Below are 19,845 nucleotides of genomic sequence, written 5' to 3' on the forward strand. Positions count from 1 at the left end.
GCCTACCGGTTTGTCCACGCGGCCTAGAGCAGATCCCGCTCGGGTGGCCCCGCCTGAACGGGCGAGGATGCCGCACGATCGATCGGGCGGCTCCCGGCGCGCCGGAAGCCGTTACGCCACCCTGTCGGCCAGCAGCCCGACCGCAAGGCCGTAATTGATCGGCGGGTTGTAGCGGCGGATCACGCGCAGGTTCTGCCCGGCCAGGAACACCTGGCCGCTGCTGCGCGTGGGCACGGCCAGCGCCACCTCGAGGTCGGAGGCGGGCAGCGGCGCCCCGTCGGCGCGGCGGAAGCCGAGGCGCGCCCAGTCGCGCAGCGGGCGCCGCGATTCGGTGTCCACACGCTCGCGGTCGAGGCCGGGGGGCGGCCGCACCTCGAAGCCCCAGGGCTCGCCCTCCCGCCAGCCGTGGCGCGCCAGGTAGTTGGCGATCGAGGCCAGCGCGTCCGCCCGGCTGTCCCAGATGTCGCGCCGGCCGTCGCCGTCGAAATCCACCGCCAGGCGCTCGAAATTGCTCGGCATGAATTGCGGCTGGCCCATCGCCCCGGCCCAGGAGCCCTTCATCCGCTCGGGCGCGATGTGCCCGCCCTCGAGCACGCGCAGCGCCGCCAGCAGCTCGGAGCGGAAGTAGCTGGCGCGCCGCCCCTCCCAGGCCAGGGTCGCCAGCGCCTCGATCACGCCGAAGCCGCCGGTGTTGGTGCCGTAATTGGTCTCCATGCCCCAGATCGCCACGATCACGCGGGGCGAGACGCGGAAGCGCGCGGCGATGGCGTCGAGCAGCGCGCGGTTCTCGGCATAGGCGCGGCGGCCGTTCTCCACCCGCGTCGGCGAGACGATGCGGTCGCGGTACTGCTCCCAGGTCAGCACCGTCTCCGGCTGGCGGCGGTCGAGCTCGAGCACCCGCTCGTTCGGCCGCAGGCCGGCAAAGGCGCGGTTCAGCGTGGCCTGGGAGATGCCGGCGCGGCGCGCCTCGGCGCGGACGCCGTCGAGGAAGCCATCGAAGCTGCCGCTGGCCGCGGCGCGGCGCGGCGGCAGGAGGGGGAGGCAAGCGACTCCACCAAGGAGCAGGCGCCGTCGGAACATGGCGGATTGGTGCCATGCCCCTCGGTCCGCCGCAACCTGGGCGTGAGATCCTTGCGCGGCCGCGCCGCTTGGCCAGGCCGGCCGCGGCGCCTAGACTTCCGGAAAGATCGGGAGGAGACCCCATGGCCGCCGTCACCGCAACGCTCGCCGCCTTCGCCGCCACGCTCGACCACGACCGCCTGCCGCCGGAGGTGCGGGAGCGCGCGCGCTTCCTGGTGCTCGACCTGGTCGGCAACATCGTGCGCGGCCGCCACGATGCGGAGAGCACGCCACCCCTCCTCGCCGCGGTGCGCGCGCTCGGCCTCGCCGCAGGCAGCGCGGCGGTGTTCGGCGACAGCGCCCGCTACACCCCGGCCGGGGCGGCGCTGCTGAACGGCGCCCTCGCCCACAGCCTCGACTTTGACGACACCCACGCCGCCGGCACGCTCCACCCCGGCGCACCGGTGATCCCGGCGGCGCTGGCGGCGGCCGAGATGGTGGGCGCCGACGGCCGCACCGTGCTCTCCGGCATCGTCGCGGGCTACGAGGTGACCTGCCGCCTCGCCCTGGCGCTGCCCGGCGGCGACCATTACGACCGCGGCTACCACCCCACCGCCACCTGCGGCGCCTTCGGTGCGGCGGCGGCGGCGGCGCGGGTGTTCGGGCTGGACGAGAGGGCGATGCAGGACGCCTTCGGCATCGCCCTCAGCCAGGCGGCCGGCAGCCTGCAATTCCTCGCCAACGGCGCCTGGACCAAGCGCTTCCAGGTGGGGTGGAGCGCGATGAACGGCCTTGCCGCCGCCACCCTGGCGCGCGAGGGCTTCCGCGGCGCCGCAGAGGCCTTCGAGGGCAAGGCCGGGTTCCTGCGCGCCTACGCCCCGAACCCGACGCCGGAGCGGGCGCTGCAGGATCTCGGCACGGTGTTCGAGCTGATGCACACGGCGGTGAAGCCCTACCCCTCCTGCCGCTACGGCCATGCCTGCATCGACGCCGCGATCGCGCTGCGTGCCGAGCACGCCCTGAAGCCCGAGGAGATCGAGGCGGTGACCATGGGGCTGCCCAACAAGGGCATGCTGCTGGTGGGCGCGCCGCTCGACTACAAGCGCAACCCGCAGAACGTGGTGGACGGGCAGTTCAGCGGCCCCTTCGTGGTGGCCTGCGCGCTGGCCACCGGCCACATGGGCTGGGACAGCTACGCGCTGCTGCAAGACCCCGTGGTGCGCGGCCTGCTGCCCAGGATCACCTGCGTCGAGGATCCGGAGATCCAGGCGCTGTTCCCGGCCCACATGGCGGGCAGGCTGACCATCCGCGCCCGCGGGCAGGAATTCACCCGCAAGGTGACGGTGGCCAAGGGCGAGCCCGAGAACTTCCTCACCGAGGAGGAGCTGCGCGCCAAGTTCCACGGCCTGGCCGACGCCGTGCTGGGTCGCGAGCGGGCGGCGCAGCTCGCCGACGCGGTGCTTGGCCTCGACGCGGCGCCGGACGTGAACGGGCTGATGCGCCTCGGCGCCCCGATGATGGCGGCGCGCCTCGCCGGCGAGTAGCGCCGGCCGCGGCGGCGGGACCTTCGGCAACCGGAACGCCCCGCCGCCGCTTATGGGCGCATGATGTACCTCCTCGCCCTCCTCGTGCCCCCGCTCGCGATCCTGCTGGCGGGACGGCCCTTCCAGGCCGTGTTCAACGCCCTGCTCTGGGCTGCGGGGCTCGTGCTGCTGATCCTGCCCTTCGTGCCGGGCCTCGCCACCTGGGCGATCTCGATCCTCTGGGCCTTCCTGGTGGTGCACAACCGCCGGCAGGCGCTGCGCGACCGGCGCCTGATCGAGGATGCCCTGGCCCGGCAGCGGGGCGGCCGGATCGAGCGCTGACGCGGCCCCATTCCCCTCCGTACGCCGCACCCGGGCGGCCGGGGTGCGGTTGACAGGCTGCACGGCCCGGGCCGAGGATGCGCGGCCTTCGGGGTACCGACAACGAGGAGGGGACCAGCCATGGCGGACGAGCCGCGCTATGTCGAGCACGCCTTCGACGGGGACGTGCACGTCCTGCGCATCGCCAACCCTCCGGTGAACACGCTGCGCACCGAAGTGCGCGCCGGCCTGCTGGACGGGCTGAAGGCGGCGGAGCGGGAAGGCGCGCGCGCCATCGTGCTGATCGGCTCCGGGCGCAATTTCAGCGCCGGCGCCGAGATGACCGAGTTCGGCAAGCCGCGCAAGCCGCCCTCGCTGCCTGAGGTCTTCGACGCCATCGAGCAGTCGCGCGCGCCGGTGGTCGCGGCGATCCACGGCAACGCGCTCGGCGGCGGGCTCGAGCTCGCCCTCGCCTGCCACGCGCGGGTGGCGAGCCCCGGTGCGCAGCTCGGCCTGCCCGAGGTGAAGCGCGGCTTCGTTCCGGGCGCCGGCGGCACGCAGCGCCTGCCGCGCATGATCGGGCTCGAGGCGCTGCGCCTCATCGTCGGCGGCGATCCGGTGAGCGCGGAGGAGGCGGAGCGGCTCGGCTTCGTGGACGCGGTGCTGCCGGGCGAGCTGGAGAAGGCCGCCATCGCCTGGGCGCGCGAGGCGGCGACCTCGGGGCGGCAATTCGTGCTGGCGCGCCACCGCACCGACAGGATCCAGGGCCAGGACATGGCCGCCTTCGACGAGGCGGCGAGGAAGCTGCTGGCGAGGAGCCGCGGCCAGGAGAGCCCGAAAGGCTGCGTGGAGGCGGTGCGCGCCGCCTTCACCATGCCCTTCGAGGAGGGGCTGAACGTCGAGCGCGAGCAGTTCCAGCGCCTGGTCGCCGGGGAGCAGTCGCAGGCGCTGCGCCACATCTTCTTCGGCGAGCGCGAGGTGGCGCGGGTGCCGGACGTGCCGGAGGGCACGAAGCCGCTGCCGGTTCGGAAGCTGGTGGTGATCGGCTGCGGCACCATGGGCGGCGGCATCGCCATGTCGGCGGCCAATTTCGGCATGCCGGTGACGGTGGTGGAGAGCACCCAGGAGGCGCTGGAGCGCGGCCTCAAGCGCTGCGAGGCGAACTGGCAGCGCACCGTCGCCTCCGGCCGCCTCTCCCAGGCCGAGTACGAGAAGCGGCGCGCCCTGCTCACCGGCACCACTGACTTCGAGAAGGCGGTCGGCGAGGCCGACCTCGTCATCGAGGCGGTGTTCGAGGACATGGGCGTGAAGAAGGAGGTGTTCGCGCGCCTCGACAAGGCGGCGAGGCCCGGCATCGTGCTCGCCTCCAACACCTCGACCCTCGACATCGACGAGATCGCCAGCGCGACGGGGCGGCCGGAGCTGGTCTGCGGCATGCACTTCTTCAGCCCCGCCAACGTGATGCGCCTGCTCGAGATCGTGCGCGGCCGGAAGACCAGCGCCGAGACGCTGGCCACCGCGATGGACGTCGGAAAGCGCATCGGCAAGCTGAACGTGGTGGTAGGCAATTGCGACGGCTTCGTCGGCAACCGCATGACCGGCAAGCGCGGCCCGCAGGTCGAGAAGCTGCTGCTCGAGGGCTGCCTGCCGCAGGACATCGACCGGGTGATGGAGGCCTATGGCATGGCCATGGGGCCGCTCGCCACGGGCGACCTCGCCGGGCTCGACATCGGCGCCGCGGTGCGCAAGGCGCGCGGTACGGTGGCGCCGATCGCCGACGCGGTGGTGGCGGCCGGGCGCCTCGGCCAGAAGACCGGCAAGGGCTACTACGACTACGACGAGAACCGCAAGCGCATGCCCTCGAAGGAGGTCGAGAAGATCATCCTCGACATGTCCGAGAAGATGCAGGTGCGCCGCCGCAGGATCGAGGACCAGGAGATCCTGGAGCGCCTGCTGCTGCCGATGGTGAACGAGGGGGCGCGCATCCTCGAGGAGGGCATCGCCTACCGCCCGGTGGACATCGACGTGATCTTCGTCAACGGCTTCGGCTGGCCGGCCTGGCGCGGCGGCCCGATGTTCTGGGCCGACCGCATGGGCCTGCGCGCGGTGCGCGACAGGCTCGCCCACTATGCCGAGGCGACGAACGACCCGAACCTGAGGCCGGCCGCGCTGATCGAGAGGCTCGCCAGCGAGGGCGGCTCCTTCGCCGGCATGAAGGGGCCGGCAAGGGCCTGAGCGCCACGGCGGCGCGAGGGCCGCGCCGCCCGGCCCGGAACGCACGGAGAGGACGAAATGGAACTCCGCTGGACCGACGAGGAGCGGGCCTTCCGCAAGGAAGTGCGCGACTTCATTGACCGCGAGCTGCCGAAGGAGACCCGCGAGCGGATGATCCGCGGCAAGTCCCCCACCAAGGAGATGGTGGTGGAATGGCAGCGCAAGCTGAACAAGCGGGGCTGGGCGGTGCCCGACTGGCCGGTGGAACACGGCGGGCCGGGCTGGACGCCGGCGCAGCGCTACATCTTCCGCGAGGAGCTGATGCAGGCGCCGGCGCCGCAGCCGCTTGCCTTCAACACCAACATGTGCGGCCCCGTCATCATCGCCTTCGGCACGGAGGAGCAGAAGAAGCGCTTCCTGCCGCGCATGGCGAACCTCGACGACTGGTGGTGCCAGGGCTTCTCCGAGCCCGGCGCCGGCTCCGACCTGGCCGGGCTGAAGTGCCGGGCGGTGCGCCAGGGCGACCACTACGTGGTCAACGGCCAGAAGACCTGGACCACTCTTGCCCAGTACGCGGACTGGATCTTCCTGCTGGTCCGCACCGACCCGAACGCCAAGAAGCAGGAGGGCATCTCCTTCCTGCTGTGCGACATGAAGTCGCCCGGCATCACCGTGCGCCCGATCATCACCATCGAGGGCGGGCACGAGGTGAACGAGGTGTTCTTCGACGACGTGAAGGTGCCGGTCGAGAACCTGGTCGGCCAGGAGAACCGCGGCTGGGACTGCGCCAAGTTCCTGCTCGGCAACGAGCGCTTCGGCCAAGCCAGGGTCGGCGCCTCGCGCGAGCGCATCCGGCGTCTCAAGGCCATCGCGCGCGAGACCATGCTCGACGGCCGCCCGCTGGCCGAGGACCCGACCTTCCGCCAGAGCGTGGCGGAGATCGAGGTGGAGCTGCAGGCGCTCGAGATGACGGTGATGCGCGTCATCGCCAACGAGACCAAGCGCAAGGGCAGCAACAAGCCCGACCCCGCCACCTCGGTGCTGAAGATCAAGGGCACCGAGATCCAGCAGAACGTCTCGGAGCTGCTGATGAAGGCCGCCGGCCCCTACGCCTGGGTGGACGGCGACCCGGAGGCGGAGGGCAGCAACCAGTGGGACGTGGCGCCGGATTGGGCCTACGGCCTCGCCGGCACCTACTTCAACTGGCGCAAGCAGAGCATCTACGGCGGATCCAACGAGATCCAGCGCAACATCATGGCCAAGGCCTTCCTGGGTCTCTGAGGGAATCATGGACTTCGACCTGACGGAGGAGCAGACGCTCCTCCAGGACAGCGTGCGCAGGCTGCTCGCGGACAAGTACGGCTTCGAGCAGCGCAAGGCCTACATGAACTCCGAGCAGGGCTGGAGCCGCGAGGTGTGGGGGCAGTATGCCGAGCTCGGCCTGCTCGGCCTGCCCTTCGCCGAGGAGGAGGGCGGCTTCGGCGGCGGCGCGGAGGAGATCCTGATCGTCGCCGAGCAGATGGGCCGCTCCATCACCCTCGAGCCCTGGCTGACCACCACCGTGGTCGGCGGCGGCTTCCTCCGCCACGGCGCCGACGCGGCGCTGCGCGGCGCGATGGTGCCGAAGCTCGCCGCTGGGGAGATGCTGCTCGCCTTCGCGCACACCGAGCGGCAGTCGCGCTACGACCTGTTCGACGTCGCCACCCGCGCGCGCAGGGACGGCGGCGGCTGGGTGCTCGACGGCCGCAAGGGCATGGTGATCCACGGCGACAGCGCCGACCGGCTGATCGTCACCGCGCGCACCGCCGGCGCGCAGCGGGACCGCAAGGGGGTCGGCGTGTTCCTGGTGGATGCGAAGGCGGAAGGCGTCTCGGTCCAGGGCTTCCGCACCGTGGACGGGCAGCGCGCGGCCGAGGTGCAGCTCTCCGGCGTCCGCGCCGAGGCGGCGCTGGGCGACCCGGAGGACGGGCTGCCGCTGGTGGACCGCGTGGTGGACGAGGCCATCGCCGCGCTCGCCGCCGAGGCGGTGGGCGCCATGGAAGTGGCCCACACCATGACCGTGGACTACATGAAGACCCGCAAGCAGTTCGACCGCCCGATCGGCAGCTTCCAGGCGCTGCAGCACCGCGCGGCGGACATGCTGGTGGCGCTGGAGCAGGCCCGCTCCATGGCCTATTTCGCCGCCCTCGCGGCGCAGGAGGAGGATGCCGATCTGCGCCGGCGCCACATGGCGGCGGTGAAGGTGCAGATCGGCCGCTCCAGCCGCTTCGTCGGGCAGCAGACCATCCAGCTTCATGGCGGCATCGCCATGACCATGGAGTACGCCGCCGGCCACTACTTCAAGCGCCTCACCGTCAACGAGGCGACCTTCGGCGACGCGGATTACTGGCTGCGCGTGTTGGCCGGGGCGGGCGGCCTCGTCGCGGCGGCCTGAGGCGCGGCGGTGCGCGTCACGGCGGCGTGAGAGGGGCGCCGCCGCGGCGCGGCGGGCGGGCGGATCTGCTATGGCCCCGCCGTGCCGGGGCGGGGGCGGCCCGCCCTTCCCGCATGGATGAGGAGGAGCAATGCTGCAACTTGGCCAGGTCGTTCCCGACTTCGAGGCGGAGACGACGCAGGGGCGCATCCGCTTCCACGACTGGCTGGGCGGCTCCTGGGCGGTGCTGTTCAGCCACCCGAAGGACTACACGCCGGTCTGCACCACCGAGCTCGGCGAGACGGCGCGGCTCAAGCCCGAATTCGACCGGCGCGGGGTGAAGGTGATCGGCCTCTCGGTGGATCCGGTGTCCAGCCACCAGGGCTGGGAGGCCGACATCGCCGAGACCCAGGGCCATGCCGTGAACTTCCCGATGATCGCCGACCCCGACCAGACGATCAGCCGGATGTACGGCATGATCCACCCCGAGGCCGACCCGGCGGTGACGGTGCGCACGGTGTACGTCATCGACCCGCAGAAGAAGGTGCGGCTGACCATGACCTACCCGCCGAGCACCGGGCGCAATTTCGACGAGATCCTGCGGGTGATCGACAGCCTGCAGCTCACCGACCGCGCCCGGGTGGCGACGCCGGTGAACTGGCGCCCGGGCGAGCGCGGCATCATCCCGCCCTCGATCCCGGACGAGGAGGCGAAGACCCTCTTCCCGCAGGGCTGGGAGGCGAAGAAGCCCTATCTCCGCTACGTCGAGGTGAAGTAGCCGCGCGCGCCGCGGCGGCGGTCCCGCCGCGGCGCTTTCCGTTTGCGCGGATGCGGGCGTTGCGCTTCCATGCGGGCCTTCGCGGCTGCAGCAAGGGCGGAGGGGGTTCACATGACGGGACGGGCGATCGCGCGCCGCCATCTGCTGGCGGGGGCGGGGCTCGGCGCATTCGCGGCGCCGGCCATCCTGCGCGCGCAGGAGGAGGCGATCCGCATCGGCGAGATCAACAGCTACACCACGCAGCCCGCCTTCCTCATTCCCTACCGCAACGCCTGGATCCTGGCGCAGGAGCAGGTGAACGCCGCGGGCGGCATCAACGGCCGCCGGATCGAGACCCTTTTCCGCGACGACGCCGGCCGCCCGGAGGACGCGGTGCGCCTGGCCGGCGAGCTTCTGCGTAGCGAGCGCGTGCATCTGCTGGCGGGGGGGTTCCTGTCGCATGTCGGGCTCGCCGTCGCCGACTTCGCCAACCAGCACCGCCGCCTCTACGTGGCGAGCGAGCCGCTGAGCGACGCGCTGGTCTGGTCGCGCGGCAACCGCTACACCTTCCGACTGCGCGCCAGCACCTACATGCAGAGCGCGATGCTGGTGGAGGAGGCGGCGAAGCTGCCCGCCCGGCGCTGGGCCACGGTGGCGCCCAACTATGAATACGGCCAGTCCGCGGTGCGCTGGTTCAAGGAGCTGCTGCAGCGCGCGCGGCCGGACGTGCGCTTCGTCGCCGAGCAGTTCCCCGCCCTTGGGCGGATCGACGCGGGCGCCACCGTGCAGGCGCTCGCCGCCGCCAACCCCGAGGCCATCTTCAACGTCACCTTTGCCGCCGACCTGACCAATTTCGTGCGCCAGGGCGCGACCCGCGGCCTGTTCGAGCGGCGCCAGGTGGTCAGCCTGCTCACCGGGGAGCCCGAATACCTCGAGCCGCTGGGCGACGAGGCGCCGGAGAACTGGATCGTCACCGGCTACCCCTGGGAGCAGATCGACACGCCCGAGCACAGCGCCTTCCGCGAGGCCTACCAGCGGCGCTGGAACACCAACCCCTATCTCGGCAGCGTCGTCGGCTACGAAACGGTCAACGCCATCGCCACCATGCTGCGGCGCGTGAACGGCACCGAGACCGAGGCGATGGTGGAGGCGATGCGGGGGCTGCGCTTCCAGTCCGTCTTCGGACCGGTGGAGTTCCGCGCCATCGACCACCAGTCCACCATGGGCGCCTATGTCGGCCGCACCGTGCTGCGCGACGGCAGGGGCACCATGGCCGACTGGCGCTACGCCGACGGGGCGAACTACCTGCCGCCGGACGAGGTGGTGCGCCAGCTCCGCCCCGCCGCCACCTGACCGAGCCTTGGCCGAGAACCTCCTCCTGCAGGCCCTGAGCGGCCTGGCCAGCGCCTCCTCGCTGTTCCTCGTCGCCGCCGGCCTCACCGTCATCTTCGGCGTGACGCGGATCGTCAACTTCGCCCACGGCTCGCTCTACATGCTGGGCGCCTACCTCGCCTGGACGCTGGTGACGGCGCTGCCGCGCGGCCCCCTCGGCTTCTGGGGCGGCGTGCTCGGGGCGGCGCTGCTGGTCGGGCTGATCGGCGTGCTGGTCGAGGTGCTGCTGCTGCGCCGCATCTACCGCGCGCCGGAGCTGTTCCAGCTCCTCGCCACCTTCGGCGTGGTGCTGATCGTGCAGGATCTGGCGCTGCTCGTCTGGGGGCCGCAGGACCTGCTCGGCCCGCGCGCGCCCGGGCTGCGCGGCAGCGTTGAGATTCTCGGCCTGCGCTTCCCGCTCTATGATCTGTTCCTGATCGCGGTCGGGCCGGCGGTGCTCGGCCTGCTGCTGCTGCTGTTCCACCGCACGCGCTGGGGCACGCTGGTGCGCGCGGCGACGCAGGACCGCGAGATGGTGGGCGCGCTCGGCGTCAACCAGCGCCTGCTCTTCACCTCGGTGTTCTTCCTCGGCGCCTGCCTCGCCGGCCTCGGCGGGGCGCTGCAATTGCCGCGGGAGAGCGTGAACCTGCACATGGACCTCGCGATCATCGTCGAGGCCTTCGTGGTGGTGGTGGTGGGCGGCCTCGGCAGCCTGGTGGGTGCCTTCCTCGCCGCGCTGCTGATCGGGGAGCTGCACGCCTTCGGCATCCTCGTCTTCCCGCGCATCACGCTGGTGCTGGTGTTCCTGGTGATGGCGGTGGTGCTGGTGCTACGCCCGCACGGGCTGCTCGGCCGCCCGCCCGAGGCGCCCCCCGCCGGGGCGGGCGGCGCCGAGCCGCCGCTGCGCCCCGCGCCCCCTGCCCTGCGGCGGCTCGGCGCCGCGGCGCTGGCGGCGGCGGTGCTGCTGCCGCCCTTCGCCGACGCCTACGCGCTCTCGGTGCTGACGGAGATGGCGATCTTCGTCCTCTTCGCCGCCAGCCTGCACTTCATCATGGGGCCGGGCGGCATGGCGAGCTTCGGCCACGCCGCCTATTTCGGGCTCGGCGCCTATGCCGCGGCGCTGCTGGCGAAATGGGCGGCGGCACCGATGGCGGCGGGGCTGCTGCTCGCCCCCTTCGCGGCGGGGCTGTTCGGGCTGCTGTTTGGCTGGTTCTGCGTGCGCCTCTCTGGCGTCTATGCCGCCATGTTGACGCTCGCCTTCGCGCAGATCGCCTGGTCGGTGGCGTTCCAGTGGGTGGAGGTGACGGGCGGGGACAATGGCATTCTCGGCGTCTGGCCGGATGCCTGGGCGGCGGATCCTCTCGCCTACTACTATCTGACGCTCGCCTTCTGCCTCGGCGCCACGCTGCTGCTGCGGCGCGTCCTGCACGCCCCCTTCGGCTACGCCCTGCGCGCGCAGCGCGACAGCCCGCTGCGCGCCGAGGCGCTCGGGGTGGACGCCTTCCAGGTGCGCTGGCTCGCCTTCAGCCTCGCCGCGCTGGCGGCGGGGATCGCCGGCGGCTTCTTCGCCTACGCCAAGGGCAGCGTGTTTCCCACGGCGCTGTCCATCCCCCGCAGCGTGGACGCGCTGCTGATGGTGCTGCTCGGCGGCGTGCGGACGCTGTCGGGACCGATCGTCGGCGCCATCGCCTTCACCGGGCTGCAGGAGCAGCTCATGCGCCTGGTCGAGCTGTGGCGCCTGGCGCTCGGGGCGGTGATCGTCGCGCTGGTGCTGTTCTTCCCGCAGGGCCTCGCGGGGGCGGCGCGCGCGGCTTATGAGAGGCGGCATGGTCCCGCCGGTGCTTGAGGTGGAGGGCCTCGCCAAGGCCTTTGGCGGGGTGCAGGCGCTGGCCGGCGTCTCGCTGCGCGTGGCGGCGGGCGAGATGCTGGCGCTGATCGGCCCGAACGGCTCCGGCAAGAGCACCTGCTTCAACCTGATCAACGGCCAGCTCCGGCCCGATGCGGGCCGGGTGCGCCTCGCCGGGCGCGACATCACCGGGCTTCCGCCGCGGCGGGCGTGGCGCCTCGGCGTCGGCCGCACCTTCCAGCTCACCGCCACCTTCGGCTCCATGACGGTGCGGGAGAACGTGCAGGTGGCGCTGCTGTCGCACCGCCGGCGGCTGCACGGGCTGTGGCGGCCGCTGCCCGGCCAGGCGCGGGATGCCGCCATGGCGCTGCTCGCGCGGCTCGGCCTCGAGGAACAGGCGGAGCGGCCCTGCGGCATCCTCGCCTATGGCGACCTCAAGCGGGTGGAGCTGGCGATGGCGCTCGCGCACGAGCCGAGGCTGCTGCTGATGGACGAGCCGACCGCGGGCATGGCGCCGCCCGAGCGCGCCGCGCTGATGGCGCTCGCCGCGGCCATCGCGCGGGAGCGCGGCATCGCCGTGCTGTTCACCGAGCACGACATGGACGTAGTGTTCGGCCATGCCGACCGCGTCCTGGTGCTGGAGCGCGGCCGCGTCATCGCCGAGGGTGCGCCGGCCGCGGTCCGCGCCGATCCGCGGGTGCGCGAGGTCTATCTCGGCACCGGCGCGGTGCTCGGGGCGGGCTGATGCTCGAGGTGGCGGAGCTGCACGCGCATTACGGGCGCGCGCACATCCTCGCCGGCGTGTCGCTCTCAGTGGCGGCGGGGGAGGTGGTGGTGCTGCTCGGCCGCAACGGCGCCGGCAAGAGCACGACGCTGAAGGCGATCATGGGGCTGGTGCGGCCGAGCGGGGGGCGGGTACGCCTCGCCGGCCGCGACATCGCCGGGCGCGAGCCCTTCGAGATCGCCCGGCTCGGCCTCGGCTACGTTCCGGAGGAGCGGCGCATCTTCACCGGCCTGACGGTGATGGAGAACCTCGAGGTCGGCCGCCGTCCGCCGCCACCCGGGCGGCCCGCCTGGACGCCGGAGCGTGTCTTCGCCCTGTTCCCCTCCCTCGCCGGGCTGCGCGACCGGCCGGGCGGGCGGATGAGCGGAGGGGAGCAGCAGATGCTCGCCATCGCCCGCACGCTCATGGGCAACCCGCGGCTCATCCTCCTCGACGAGCCGAGCGAGGGCCTCGCGCCGGTGGTGCTGGAGCGCCTGGCCCAGGCGATCCAGGAGCTGAAGGCGGAGGGCCTCGCCATCCTGCTTTCCGAGCAGAACCTGCACTTTGCCCGCCTCGTCTCTGACCGCGCCAGCATCATCGAGAAGGGGCGGATCCGCTGGGCGGGCGGCATGGCGGCGCTGATGGAGGCGCCCGAGATCCGGCGGCGGTACCTCGCCCTGTGAGGGGGCCGCCTGAACGGCAGGACATTCCGCCGCCCGCCGAAGCCATGCCCCGTGCGCGGTGCGGCCTTGCATCGGGCGCGGGCGACCGCCATACACATTCCGACTGTGGCCGGATCGGCCGCATCGGCTGGGCGACGACGGGAGGAGCGATCCGGGTGAGCGACACCATCCTGGAGACGGAAGGTCTGACCAAGGAGTTCCGGGGGTTCGTCGCGGTCAGCGATGTGGACCTCCGGGTACGCCGCGGGACCATCCATGGCCTGATCGGCCCGAACGGCGCCGGCAAGACCACCTGCTTCAACCTGCTGACGAAGTTCCTGCAACCGACGCGCGGCACCATCCGCTACGACGGGCGCGACATCACCGGCAAGAAGCCGGCGGAGGTGGCGCGGCTCGGCCTGGTGCGCAGCTTCCAGATCTCCGCCGTCTTCCCCCACCTCACGGTGCTCGAGAACGTGCGTGTGGCGCTGCAGCGCCAGCGCGGGGGCAGCTTCGACTTCTGGCGGTCGGAGACCCTGCTCCGCCAGTACGACGACCGCGCCATGGCGCTGCTCGAGGATGTGGGCATCGCCCCCTACGCCCATCTCCAGGCCGGCGAGCTGCCCTATGGCCGCAAGCGGGCGCTCGAGATCGCCACCACCCTCGCCCTCGACCCGGTGATGATGCTGCTCGACGAGCCGACCGCGGGGATGGCGCATGAGGATGTGGACCGCATCGTGGCGCTGGTGAAGCGCGTCTCGGCGGGGCGGACGGTGCTGCTGGTGGAGCACAACCTCAGGGTTGTGGCCGGCCTCTGCGACACAATCACCGTGCTGACGCGCGGCCGGGTCCTGGCCGAGGGCGACTACGCCAGCGTCTCCCGCAACCCGGAGGTCATCGCCGCCTATCTCGGGACCGAGGCGGACAAGGTGGGGGTGCCGCAGCATGTCTGAGGTGATGGAGCGCCGCCGCCCGGCGGCCGCCGGGACGCCGATGCTCGAGGTGCGCAACCTCGAGGCGTGGTACGGGGAAAGCCACGTGCTGCACGGCGTGAACCTCGAGGTGCACGAGGGTGAGGTGGTGACCCTGCTCGGGCGCAACGGCGCCGGCAAGACCACCACGCTGCGCGCCGTGATGGGACTGGTCGGGCGCCGCTCGGGCAGCATCCGCTTCCGTGGCCAGGAGGTGATCAACGAGCGGCCGGACCGCGTGGCGCGCATGGGCATCGCCTACTGCCCGGAGGAGCGCGGCATCTTCGCCAGCCTCGACGTGACCGAGAACCTGCTGCTGCCGCCGGTGGTGCAGGAAGGCGGGCTCGACCTCGACACCATCTACCGGCTGTTCCCCAACCTGAAGGAGCGCGCGCGCAGCCAGGGCACCAAGCTCTCGGGCGGCGAGCAGCAAATGCTCGCCATCGCGCGCATCCTGCGCACCGGCGCCAAGCTGCTGCTTCTGGACGAGCCCTCGGAGGGGCTGGCGCCGGTGATCGTGCAGCAGATCGGCCACACCATCCAGGAGCTGAAGAGCCGCGGCTTCACCGTGCTGCTGGTGGAGCAGAATTTCCGCTTCGCCCAGACGGTGGCCGACCGCCACTACATCATGGAGCACGGGCGCGTGGTGGACATGGTGCGGAACGAGGATCTCGCCGCCTCGATGGACCGCCTGCACGAGTATCTCGGGGTCTGAGGCGCCGGGACGGCAATGGGCGGGACGGCGCGGAACGCCGCCCGCACCGGAAGGAACAGGGAGGAGGAAGGCGCTCATGACAAACGAGGCGAGGGGGACGGGCCGCCGCCCGGTGCTGAAGGCCCTGGCCGGCGCGGCGACCGGGTTCGGCGCGGGGCTCGGCGGCCTGCCCTGGCGGAGCGCGCGCGCGCAGGCGGCGACCACCGTGCGAATCGCGCTGTTGTGCGACTTCTCCGGCATGTACCGCGACGTGACGGGCCCGACCGAGCTCGCCTGCATCCGCCAGGCGGTGGCCGAGTTCGGCAACCGCGGCTTCACCGTGGAGGTGCTGTTCGGCGACAACCAGAACCGCCCCGATGTCGGCTCCAACCTGGCGCGGAGCTGGATCGACCGCGACGGCGTTGACGTGATCGTGGACGGCGGCGCCTCCTCGGTGGCGCTCGCGGTGAACGACATCTGCCGCGAGAAGAACAAGGTCTTCCTCAACACCTCCTCGGCCACCTCCGATCTCACCGGCCGGGCCTGCTCGCCGAACACGGTGCACTGGACCTACGACACCTGGATGCTGGCCAACTCCACCGGCGCGGCGACGGTGCGTGACGGCGGCGACACCTGGTTCTTCCTCACCGCCGACTACGCCTTCGGACACGCGCTGGAACGCGACACCAGCACCTTCGTGCGCAGGGCGGGGGGGCGCATCCTCGGCAGCGTGCGCACCCCCTTCCCCGGCACTTCCGACTTCTCCTCCTTCCTGATGCAGGCCGCCGCGGCGCGGCCGAAGGTGATCGGCCTCGCCAATGCCGGGACGGACACGATCAACTGCATCAAGCAGGCGGCGGAGTTCGGCCTCGGCCGACGCGGCATCCGCCTCGCCTCGCTGCTGATGTTCCTGCCCGACGTGCACGCGCTCGGCCTGCAGACGGCGCAGGGGCTGGTCTGCACCGAGACCTTCTACTGGGACCTCAACGACCGCACCCGCGCCTTCACGCAGCGCGTGCGGCCGCACATCAGCGTACCGCTCTGCATGAACCATGCCGGCGGCTACGCCGCGGTGCTGCACTACCTGAAGGCGGTGGCCGACATGGGCGTCCAGGCGGCGAAGGCGAGCGGCCTCGACGCCGTCAACCGCATGAAGGCGATGCCCTGCGACGACGACTGCTTCGGCGAGGGCCGGATCCGCGAAGACGGGCGCAAGCTGCACCCGGCCTACCTGTTCGAGGTGAAGAAGCCGGCGGAAAGCCGGGGGGAGTGGGACTACTACAAGCTGCTGCAGACCACCCCGGGCGAGGAGGCGTTCCGCCCCCTCGCCGAGGGCGGCTGCAGCTTCGTGAGAAGCTGAGGCCGGACTCCCGCCCGCGCGGTTCCTGGCGGCGCGGCTCCGGCCGGATTGGGGAGAAGGAAGGTGAAGGGTCTCGACCGTCGGAGCATTCTTTCGGGCGCCGCCGCCCTGCCCCTGCTCGGGGCGCTTCCCTGGCGCGCCGCGCGCGCCCAGGCCGCGAACACCATCCGCATCGGCGTGCTGAACGACATGTCCGGGATGTACCGCGACATCTCGGGCCAGACCTCGCTCGCCTGCGTGCGCCAGGCGGTGGCCGATTTCGGGCCGCGCGGCTTCAACGTGGAGGTGCTCGCCGCCGATCACCAGAACCGCCCCGACGTCGGGGTGAACATCGCGCGGCAGTGGATCGACCGCGACGGCGTGGACGTGATCGTGGACGTGCCCACCTCCTCGGTGGCGCTCGCGGTGAACGACATCTGCCGCGAGAAGAACAAGGTCCATCTCAACAGCACCGCCGCGACCTCCGACCTCACCGGCCCGCGCTGCACGCCGAACACGGTGCACTGGACCTACGACACCTGGATGCTGGCGAAGTCCACCGGCGGCGCCATGGTGCGCGCGGGCGGCGACACCTGGTTCTTCCTCACCGCCGACTACGCCTTTGGCCACGCGCTGGAGCGCGACACGGGCAATTTCGTGCGCGCCCAAGGCGGCCGCGTGCTCGGCAACGTGCGCACCCCCTTCCCCGGCACCACCGATTTCTCCTCCTTCCTCATGCAGGCGCAGGCGAGCCGGGCAAAGGTGATCGGCCTCGCCAACGCCGGGACGGACACCACCAACTCCATCAAGCAGGCGGCCGAGTTCGGCCTCACCCGCCGCGGCGTGCGGCTGGCCGCGCTGCTGATGTTCATCAACGACGTGCACGCGCTCGGCCTGCAGACCGCCCAGGGGCTGGTCTGCTCCGAGACCTTTTACTGGGACCTGAACGAGCGCACGCGCCGCTTCACGGAGAAGGTGCGCGGCGCCATCGCGCCCAACATGCCCGCCATGACCCATGCGGGCTGCTACGCCGCCGTGCTGCACTACCTAAAGGCGGTGCAGGACATGGGCGTCCAGGCGGCGAAGGCGAGCGGCGCGGACGCGGTCTCCCGCATGAAGGCGATGCCGACCGACGACGACTGCTTCGGCGAGGGCCGGATCCGCGAGGACGGGCGCAAGCTGCACCCGGCCTACCTGTTCGAGGTGAAGAAGCCGGAGGAAAGCCAGGGCCCCTGGGACTACTACAAGCTGCTGCAGACCACCTCGGCGGAGGAGGCGTTCCGCCCGGTCGGCGAGGGCGGCTGCCCGCTGGTGAGGAGCTGAGCGGCCGGCGCCGGCCGTGCCCGCTTCCCGGCAGATGATGGAGAGACAGATGCAACTGACGCGTCGGACGCTGTTCGCCACCGGAGCCTCGGCCGCCGCCGTGGCGAGCTTCCCGCGCCTCGGCCGCGCCCAGGCCGCCAACACCATCCGCATTGGCGTGCTGACCGACATGTCCGGGACCTACCGGGACAACACCGGCCCCACCTCGGTCGCCTGCACGCGCGAGGCGGTGGCCGAGTTCGGCAACCGCGGCTTCAACGTGGAGGTGATCGAGGCCGACCACCAGAACCGCCCGGATGTCGGGGTGAACCTGGCGCGGCAGTGGTTCGACCAAGGCGTGGACATGATCATAGACGTGCCCACCTCCTCAGTCGGCCTCGCCGTCGCCGGGGTCGCGCGGGAGAAGAACAGGACCTACATCAACGTTGGCTCCGCGACTGCCGACCTCACCGGCTCGCAGTGCTCGCCCAACACGCTCCACTGGGCCTACGACACCTACATGCTGGCGAAGTCCACCGGCGGCGCCACGGTGCGCGCGGGGGGCGACACCTGGTTCTTCATCACCGCCGACTACGCCTTCGGCCACGCGCTGGAGCGGGACACCGCGAACTTCGTGCGCGCCGCCGGCGGGCGGGTGCTCGGCAACGTGCGCACCCCCTTCCCCGGCACCACCGACTTCTCCGCCTTCCTGCTGCAGGCGCAGGCGAGCCGGGCAAAAGTGATCGGCCTCGCCAATGCGGGGGCGGACACGCAGAACTGCGTCAAGCAGGCGGCGGAGTTCGGCCTCACCCGCCGCGGCATCCGCCTCGCCTCGCTGCTGCTGTTCATCAACGACGTGCACGGCATGGGCCTGCAGACGGCGCAGGGGCTGGTCTGCACCGAGACCTTCTACTGGGACCTCAACGACCGCACCCGCGCCTTCACGCGGCGCATCCTCGCCCGCACGCCGAACAACTACCCGAACATGATCCACGCGGGCTGCTACTCCGGCACGCTGCACTACCTGAAGGCGGTGGCCGAGATGGGGGTGCAGGCGGCGAAGGCCTCAGGCGTCGAGGTGGTGAACCGCATGAAAGCCATGCCCTCGGAGGACGACGTGTTCGGCACCGGCATCATCCGCCCCGACGGGCGGCGGCTCATCCCCGCCTACCTGTTCGAGGTGAAGAAGCCGGAGGAAAGCCAGGGCCCCTGGGACTATTACAAGCTGGTGCAGACCACCCCGGCGGAGGAGGCGTTCCGGCCGCTGAACGAGGGCGGCTGCCCGCTGATCCGTTCCTAAACAACGAAACGCCGGCATGGGGAGGCCCCCCATGCCGCTGGGAGGCTTCAGCCATGACCATCACCCGTCGCAACCTCGTCGCCAGCGTGGCGGTCGGCGCCACCCTGATGCCAGCGGCCCCGCGCCTGACGCGGGCGCAGGCCGCGAACACCATCCGCATCGGTGTGCTGAACGACCAGTCCGGCCTGTACAGCTACATCGGCGGCCTGAACGGCGTCGCCATGGCGCAGGTGGCGGCCGAGGAGTTCGGCAACCGCGGCTTTACCATCGAGGTGCTGCGGGCCGACCACCAGAACCGGCCGGATGTCGGCTCCAGCATCGCGCGGCAGTGGATCGACCGCGACGGCGTGGACATGATCCTGGACGTGCCCACTTCCTCGGTCGGCCTCGCCGTCGCCGGGGTGTGCCGCGAGCGCGACAAGGCCTATGTCAATGTCGGCTCCGCCACCTCCGACCTGACCGGCGCGCAATGTGCCCCGACCACGGTGCACTGGGTGTACGACACCTACATGCTAGCGCGCTCCACCGGCGGCGCCACGGTGCGCGCGGGCGGCGATACCTGGTTCTTCATCACCGCCGACTACGCCTTCGGCCACGCGCTGGAGCGGGACACCACCCACTTCATCCGCCAGGCCGGCGGGCGCGTGCTGGGCGGGGTGCGCACCCCCTTCCCCGGCACCACCGACTTCTCCGCCTTCCTGCTGCAGGCGCAGGCGAGCCGGGCGAAGGTGATCGGCCTCGCCAACGCCGGCCAGGACACCACCAACTGCATCAAGCAGGCGGCCGAGTTCGGCCTCACCCGCCGCGGCGTGCGGCTGGCCGCGCTGCTGATGTTCATCGACGACGTGCACGCGCTCGGCCTGCAGACCGCCCAGGGGCTGGTGATGACCGAGAGCTTCTACTGGGACCTCAACGACCGCACCCGCGCCTTCTCCGAGCGCGTGCGCGGCCGCCTGCCCGGTGTCACCAAGGTGCCGAACATGGTCACCGCCGGCAACTACTCCGGCACGCTGCACTACCTGAAGGCGGTGGCCGACATGGGGGTGCAGGCGGCGAAGGCCTCCGGCACCGCGGTGGTGAACCGCATGAAAGCCATGCCCACCCAGGACGACGCCTTTGGCGAGGGGCGGGTGCGCGAGGACGGCCGCCACATCATTCCCTCCTACCTGTTCGAGGTGAAGACCCCCCAGGAATCCCGCGGCGACTGGGACTACCTGAAGCTGCTGCAGACCACCCCGGCGGAGGAGGCGTTCCGGCCGCTGAACGAGGGCGGCTGCCCGCTGGTGCGGGCATGAGCGCGCGGGGAGAAG

At 71.7% G+C, this 19,845-nt stretch carries 17 protein-coding genes; 16 read left to right on the forward strand and 1 reads right to left on the reverse strand.

Annotation, left to right across the window (positions count from 1 at the left end):
* Positions 1-111 precede the first annotated feature (111 nt).
* Positions 112-1,080, reverse strand: coding sequence for a lytic murein transglycosylase (locus ET526_RS16760; protein ID WP_135469160.1), 969 nt, complete (start codon positions 1,078-1,080; stop codon positions 112-114).
* A gap of 122 nt (positions 1,081-1,202) precedes the next feature.
* Here ET526_RS16760 and ET526_RS16765 point away from each other — a divergent pair, with 122 nt between their 5' ends.
* The 16 genes from ET526_RS16765 (at position 1,203) to ET526_RS16840 (ending at position 19,830) form a co-directional block, all read left to right on the forward strand.
* Positions 1,203-2,603: an MmgE/PrpD family protein gene (locus tag ET526_RS16765; protein ID WP_135469163.1), complete on the forward strand. Its 1,401-nt coding sequence runs from the start codon at positions 1,203-1,205 to the stop codon at positions 2,601-2,603.
* A 60-nt stretch (positions 2,604-2,663) separates the two neighbouring features.
* Positions 2,664-2,924 (forward strand): YqaE/Pmp3 family membrane protein, encoded by a 261-nt coding sequence (locus tag ET526_RS16770; protein ID WP_135469164.1) that lies wholly within the window; start codon positions 2,664-2,666, stop codon positions 2,922-2,924.
* A gap of 120 nt (positions 2,925-3,044) precedes the next feature.
* Positions 3,045-5,138, forward strand: a complete 2,094-nt coding sequence (locus ET526_RS16775; protein ID WP_135469166.1) for a 3-hydroxyacyl-CoA dehydrogenase NAD-binding domain-containing protein — start codon at positions 3,045-3,047, stop codon at positions 5,136-5,138.
* Positions 5,139-5,195: 57 nt separating this feature from the next.
* On the forward strand, positions 5,196-6,398 hold the full coding sequence (locus tag ET526_RS16780) for an acyl-CoA dehydrogenase family protein (RefSeq protein WP_135469168.1): 1,203 nt from the start codon (positions 5,196-5,198) through the stop codon (positions 6,396-6,398).
* 7 nt (positions 6,399-6,405) lie between these two features.
* Positions 6,406-7,551 (forward strand): acyl-CoA dehydrogenase family protein, encoded by a 1,146-nt coding sequence (locus ET526_RS16785; protein ID WP_135469170.1) that lies wholly within the window; start codon positions 6,406-6,408, stop codon positions 7,549-7,551.
* 130 nt (positions 7,552-7,681) lie between these two features.
* Positions 7,682-8,308, forward strand: coding sequence for a peroxiredoxin (locus ET526_RS16790; protein WP_135469172.1), 627 nt, complete (start codon positions 7,682-7,684; stop codon positions 8,306-8,308).
* Positions 8,309-8,419: 111 nt separating this feature from the next.
* Positions 8,420-9,640: an ABC transporter substrate-binding protein gene (locus tag ET526_RS16795; protein WP_135469174.1), complete on the forward strand. Its 1,221-nt coding sequence runs from the start codon at positions 8,420-8,422 to the stop codon at positions 9,638-9,640.
* Between the two features lie 7 nt (positions 9,641-9,647).
* On the forward strand, positions 9,648-11,504 hold the full coding sequence (locus ET526_RS16800) for an ABC transporter permease (RefSeq protein ID WP_192898715.1): 1,857 nt from the start codon (positions 9,648-9,650) through the stop codon (positions 11,502-11,504).
* Positions 11,485-12,249 (forward strand): ABC transporter ATP-binding protein, encoded by a 765-nt coding sequence (locus ET526_RS16805; protein WP_135469178.1) that lies wholly within the window; start codon positions 11,485-11,487, stop codon positions 12,247-12,249. The genes ET526_RS16800 and ET526_RS16805 overlap by 20 nt, the downstream gene beginning before the upstream one ends.
* The gene (locus ET526_RS16810) at positions 12,249-12,950 is read left to right on the forward strand and encodes an ABC transporter ATP-binding protein (RefSeq protein ID WP_135469180.1); all 702 of its coding nucleotides are present in this window, start codon (positions 12,249-12,251) and stop codon (positions 12,948-12,950) included. Before ET526_RS16805 ends, ET526_RS16810 begins: the two co-directional genes overlap by 1 nt.
* A 155-nt stretch (positions 12,951-13,105) precedes the next feature.
* Positions 13,106-13,882, forward strand: coding sequence for an ABC transporter ATP-binding protein (locus tag ET526_RS16815; protein WP_135469182.1), 777 nt, complete (start codon positions 13,106-13,108; stop codon positions 13,880-13,882).
* Positions 13,883-13,922: 40 nt separating this feature from the next.
* A complete protein-coding gene (locus tag ET526_RS16820; RefSeq protein WP_204623685.1) occupies positions 13,923-14,615 on the forward strand; it encodes an ABC transporter ATP-binding protein in 693 nt (230 codons plus the stop codon).
* Between the two features lie 76 nt (positions 14,616-14,691).
* Entirely contained in the window at positions 14,692-15,954 is a 1,263-nt protein-coding gene (locus ET526_RS16825; RefSeq protein WP_135469184.1) for an ABC transporter substrate-binding protein, read from the forward strand.
* A 63-nt stretch (positions 15,955-16,017) separates the two neighbouring features.
* Positions 16,018-17,256 (forward strand): ABC transporter substrate-binding protein, encoded by a 1,239-nt coding sequence (locus ET526_RS16830; RefSeq protein ID WP_135469187.1) that lies wholly within the window; start codon positions 16,018-16,020, stop codon positions 17,254-17,256.
* Between the two features lie 49 nt (positions 17,257-17,305).
* The gene (locus ET526_RS16835) at positions 17,306-18,535 is read left to right on the forward strand and encodes an ABC transporter substrate-binding protein (RefSeq protein ID WP_135469189.1); all 1,230 of its coding nucleotides are present in this window, start codon (positions 17,306-17,308) and stop codon (positions 18,533-18,535) included.
* A gap of 53 nt (positions 18,536-18,588) precedes the next feature.
* The gene (locus ET526_RS16840) at positions 18,589-19,830 is read left to right on the forward strand and encodes an ABC transporter substrate-binding protein (RefSeq protein WP_135469191.1); all 1,242 of its coding nucleotides are present in this window, start codon (positions 18,589-18,591) and stop codon (positions 19,828-19,830) included.
* Positions 19,831-19,845: the final 15 nt, after the last annotated feature.

Origin of the sequence: Crenalkalicoccus roseus (assembly GCF_004761865.1) — a bacterium.
GTDB lineage: Bacteria > Pseudomonadota > Alphaproteobacteria > Acetobacterales > Acetobacteraceae > Crenalkalicoccus > Crenalkalicoccus roseus.